The 4233-nt window shown below is 63.5% G+C and carries 5 protein-coding genes; 2 read left to right on the top strand and 3 right to left on the bottom strand.

The window, feature by feature from the left end:
* On the bottom strand, positions 1-183 hold a 183-nt coding region (locus C4301_RS09370; protein WP_352414812.1), incomplete at its 3' end, for a hypothetical protein.
* 66 nt (positions 184-249) lie between these two features.
* On the opposite strand from C4301_RS09370, the gene C4301_RS09375 reads away from it, so the two are divergent.
* Together C4301_RS09375 and C4301_RS09380 are read left to right on the top strand one after the other, a co-directional pair.
* Positions 250-1794: an ATP-binding protein gene (locus tag C4301_RS09375; RefSeq protein ID WP_352414813.1), complete on the top strand. Its 1545-nt coding sequence runs from the start codon at positions 250-252 to the stop codon at positions 1792-1794.
* The gene (locus C4301_RS09380) at positions 1784-2242 is read left to right on the top strand and encodes a tRNA (cytidine(34)-2'-O)-methyltransferase (protein ID WP_352414814.1); all 459 of its coding nucleotides are present in this window, start codon (positions 1784-1786) and stop codon (positions 2240-2242) included. Before C4301_RS09375 ends, C4301_RS09380 begins: the two co-directional genes overlap by 11 nt.
* Here C4301_RS09380 and C4301_RS09385 read toward each other — a convergent pair.
* Positions 2223-3485 carry a GGDEF domain-containing protein gene (locus C4301_RS09385; RefSeq protein WP_352414815.1) on the bottom strand — a complete coding sequence of 421 codons (1263 nt, stop codon included), beginning with the start codon at positions 3483-3485 and terminating at the stop codon, positions 2223-2225. The two genes, C4301_RS09380 and C4301_RS09385, sit on opposite strands and share 20 nt — an antisense overlap.
* A 324-nt stretch (positions 3486-3809) precedes the next feature.
* A partial coding sequence (locus tag C4301_RS09390; RefSeq protein ID WP_352414816.1) for a M20/M25/M40 family metallo-hydrolase occupies positions 3810-4233 on the bottom strand: 424 nt, incomplete at its 5' end.

A 4233-nucleotide genomic window follows, 5' to 3' on the forward strand; every position in this document is an offset into this window, starting at 1 on the left:
CCAGGCCACATCCGCTCCGTTTATCCCCTCTGCGAGGGCTACACCGAAACCTACGCTTAAGGCCACCCGGTGTTTCATCCCGCCCCTCCTGCTTCTGGGGATAGCTGACGATTTGCATAATGTTTTGAATGATATGAGATTAAAGCCGGTTTTTGATGCATTGTGTAAAACAAAAATTCGCATATTGGTAATTTATAAGACGACATTCTGCAAATGAACCTTACTTCGAGCTGGGATAAACTGAACGCCGTGACCTGGGGTACTCGAAGCCGCAAGGAGGAGGTCCTCTTCCGCCTAAGCCAGGGACAGGATGAGCGCACGGTCTTTCTTCCCGCCGACCTCTCCCCGGAGGAGCTGGCCCGGTATGCGGCGGGCCTAGCCAACCGCCAAGGCGGGGTCATCGTTCTTGGGGTGGACCCCTCGGGGCGGGTTCTCGGGGTAGGAGAGCTTCAACCCCTCCAGGTGACCCATGCCCTTTTTGCCCTTTCCGAAGGCCTCATCCTCCCCTTTGTGGAGACGGTGGAGCTGCCGGAGAGGGTGCTCCTCATCCACGTGCCCCAGAGCCCCCTGGTGGTGGCCCTTGGGCCGGGCCGGGTGCCTTTTTGGGATGGGCAGGCGCTCCGGGAACTTCCCGCCAAAACCACTGCCCCGGAGCCGGACTTCACCGCCTTGGTCCTGCCTCAGGCCAGCCTTTCCGATCTAGACCCAGTGGAGGTGTTGCGCTTAAGGCGCATCCTCGAGGAACGGGGAAGCCCGCTTGGGGGCCTGCCCGACCTCGAGCTCCTCTACTCCCTGGGCCTTTTGGAACGGGTGGGGGGGGTGGAAAAGCCCACGGTGGCAGGCCTCCTCCTGGCGGGCACCCCTTTGGCTTTGAGACGGCTTTTGCCTCAGGCGGAGGTCAGTTATTACTTTCACGAGAAAGAGGAGTACACCTTCCGGGAGGACCTCTTAAGGCCCATCCCCGCCCTTTTGGAGCGGCTTAAGGATCTGATCCAGGCCCGCAACCGCGTCCGGTACCTGACGGTGGGGCTTTTCCGCCTCGAGGTCTGGGACTTTGACCAGGAGGTCTACCGGGAGGCTCTTCTAAACGCCCTCACCCACCGGGACTGGAGAAGCAAGGACGCCATCCAGGTCCACCACTACCCCGACCGGCTGGAGATCTCTAATCCCGGTGGCTTCCCCGAGGGGATCACTCCGGAAAACGTCCTCCGCCACCCCCCCAAGCGCCGCAACCCCCGTCTGGCCGAGGCCCTCTACCGCCTGGGGTATGTGGAGCGGGCCGGCAGTGGCGTGGACAAGATGTACCGCCTTCTTTTGAAGTACGGCAAGGAGCCCCCGGAGTACCGGACCTACCCCGATGCCCTGACCCTCATCCTCTACAACCCCGAGCTGGATCAGGCCTTTGTGCGCCAGATCGCTGAGGCGCAGGAACGGCATGGGGCCTTTAGCCTGGACCATCTTTTGGTGGTGGGGTATTTGAAGCGGCGGCGACGGGCCTCCTTGGCCGAGCTGGCCCGGGCCCTCCAGCTTTCCCAGGAGGCGGCCTCGAGGGTGTTGAGGCGGATGCTTCGGATGGGGCTTCTTTTTCGGGCGGAGGGGGGGTATACCTTGCAGAAGGAGAGGGTGGAGGAGGAGGTCCTGGCCATCCTACAGCGCCCGCTTTCCCGGCGGGCGCTCGAGGAGCGGCTCGGCCTCCCTTCTGCCCAGGTCCTTCGGCTCCTGCGCCGGCTTGTGGCCGAAGGGAAGGTGGAAAGGACGGGCCGAGGTCGGGGGGTGCGGTACCGTGCCCGTTAAGGTGGTCCTCTTCCAGCCGGAGATTCCCGAGAACACGGGGAACATCGCCCGGACCTGCGCCGCTTTGGGCCTCGAGCTCCACCTCATCCGCCCCTTGGGCTTCCGCCTAAACGATTCCCGGGCCAGGCGGGCGGGGCTAGATTACTGGCCGCATGTCCGCTATCGGGTGCACGATTCCTGGGAAGCCTTCCTGGCCCTTTTGGGGCCTTTGGATCGGGTCTTTGCCTTCAGCGCCCGGGGGCAGCGCCTGTACACCGAGGTGCGGTACCAGGAGGGAGACTACCTCCTCTTCGGTCCCGAGACGCGGGGCCTTCCAGAGGAGGTCCTGGCCCTTTTCCCCACCCTCTACCTGCCCATGCCGGGACCGGTGCGCTCCTTGAACCTGGCGGTGGCCGTGGGGGTGGCGGCTTACGAGGCCTACCGCCAGCTTAGGAGGGTGGCTCCGTAGCCACGACCACCCGGTCCCGCCCCTCCTCCTTGGCCTTTAGCAGGGCGAAGTCGGCTTGGTAGACCCATTCCTCCAGCTCGGCCACCCCTTTGGGCACCCTTCCCCCGGCCAGGCCGGCGGAAAGGGTGAGGGGCCAAGGGACCGGGGGGACAGGGGTTTTGCGCATCTGGTCACGGATACGTTCCGCCACGCTTTTGGCCTCTTCCAGATCCGCGTTGAAGAGGAGGAGAAGGAACTCCTCCCCGCCGTAGCGCACCGCCAGGTCCTCCGTGCGGAGGCTGGCCTGGATTGTCCGGGCCATGGTCCTTAGGACCTCGTCCCCCACAGGGTGGCCGTAGGTGTCGTTGACGCGTTTGAAATGGTCCAGGTCCAGCATAGCTACCGAGACCGGTTTGGCGTACCGCCTGGCCAGGGCCACCAGCTTGGGCAGCTGGAGCTCCAGGCCCCGCCGGTTCAGAAGCTCCGTCAAGGGGTCGGTAAGGGCTAGGTTGGCCCAGTCCAGCTGGGCGAGGAGCTGGCGGAGCCTCCCCGCCACCAGGGTGAGAAACGCGTTCAGGATTGAATCCCGAGGGGGGGAGGAGAAGTAAAGGTAGGCCTCCTCCCTAGACCCCAAGGGGATGGGGACGGCGTATGGGGTGCGCTGGCCCACCAGGGCCTGGTGGGAGCGGACCTCGAGGCCCTCCGCCGGAGAAATCTCCCGTACGGCGTCTAGGAGGTTGAAGAGGAGACTCTCGAGGCTTAGGATCTGGCTGGCCCGTGGGGAGAGGCGGGCCAGTTTTTCCAGAGCGCGGGCCCAGCGAAGCCGGGCGTCCTCCGCACGCTCAAACCGCGTTCGCTCCGTGAGGAGAAGCCCGAGCCCACCCAGAAAGCTGTAGTAGAGGGCGCTACCCAAAAGGAAAAGCGGCGGATCCAAAAGCCCTAAGAGGGTCGGGGCCAACAGGCTTCCCGCCAGGGCCAAGGCCGGCCCCTCCCAGGTGGCTGGGTCCTGCGGATGCCGGTAGGTCAAAAGGGCGTAGCCCAGGATCCAGAGGAAGTGGAAGGGGCTTCCCGCGGGCGGATCCAGGGTCAAACGGAGAAGGTCGGCCAAGGTCAGAAGGCCGAGCCCAAAGGAAAAGAAAAAGAGGCCGGAGGGCCTTCCCTCTTGGAAGGCGGACTCGAGCCCCCGTGCCAGGAGGAGGATGAGGAAAAGACCCAGGACGGAGTTAAGAAAACCGGAATGAAGAGAGGCAAAAGATGCGGCCATCAAAAAGGCTGGCAGGGGGAGGAACCAGATTTTCTTTGGTGTCTTGCCAGGAAGTTGTACAAGGCCAAGCCCCACTCCCAGGTACCCCAGGAGGTGAGAGATATGAGCAAAATTCCGAAAAAACCCAGGGCCATCAAGGGAATACCCCAGGTCCCCTATCCCCCAAGCCAGAACCCCTAAAGCCACGGGTCTCCAGCGCCAGAGCCTATGGGCAGCCCAGGAGGCGAAAAGGGGGACGACCAGCCGTTCGCTCCAAGGCGCAGTTGAGGGTAAAAGCGCCAGGCAAAGGGCGAACGCCAAAGCGGGGATCACCCTTTTACCAGTTTAAGCCGGATCCGCCTTAAGGTCGGATAGGTGAATAAGGGCATGCTTGAGCGCCTCGATGCCCTTTAGAAACTCCTCAACCTCGATGTGCTCGTGAGGGGTGTGGTCCAGGCTCGAGTCCCCGGGGCCGTAGGCCACCATGGGCACCTTCCAGTGGGGCGCGAGGACGTTCATGTCGCTCGTCCCGGTTTTCAGCTTGAAAACCGGTCTTCCCCCGGCTTTGCGGATCCCAAAGCGGAGGGCCCGGGTCAGGGGGGTATCCTTAGGGCCCAGGTATGGCACCTCCCGTCCAAAAAACTCCAGCTCCAAGGTGGGTGGGGCGTAGGCGGTCAGGTGGCGGATGGCCTCCTCCGGGGGCAGCCTTGGGGGGAGGCGGAGGTCAAAGAACATCTCCGCCACCTGTTTGAGCTCTGCCGGGTGGACA

The sequence above is a fragment of the Thermus sp. genome (genome assembly GCF_040290245.1).
In the GTDB taxonomy this organism is placed as follows: domain Bacteria; phylum Deinococcota; class Deinococci; order Deinococcales; family Thermaceae; genus Thermus_A.

Excerpts from the sequence above, each read along its gene's own strand:
- C4301_RS09385 (WP_352414815.1), bottom strand. The coding sequence starts at position 3,485 with ATGGCCGCATCTTTTGCCTCTCTTCATTCCGGTTTTCTTAACTCCGTC.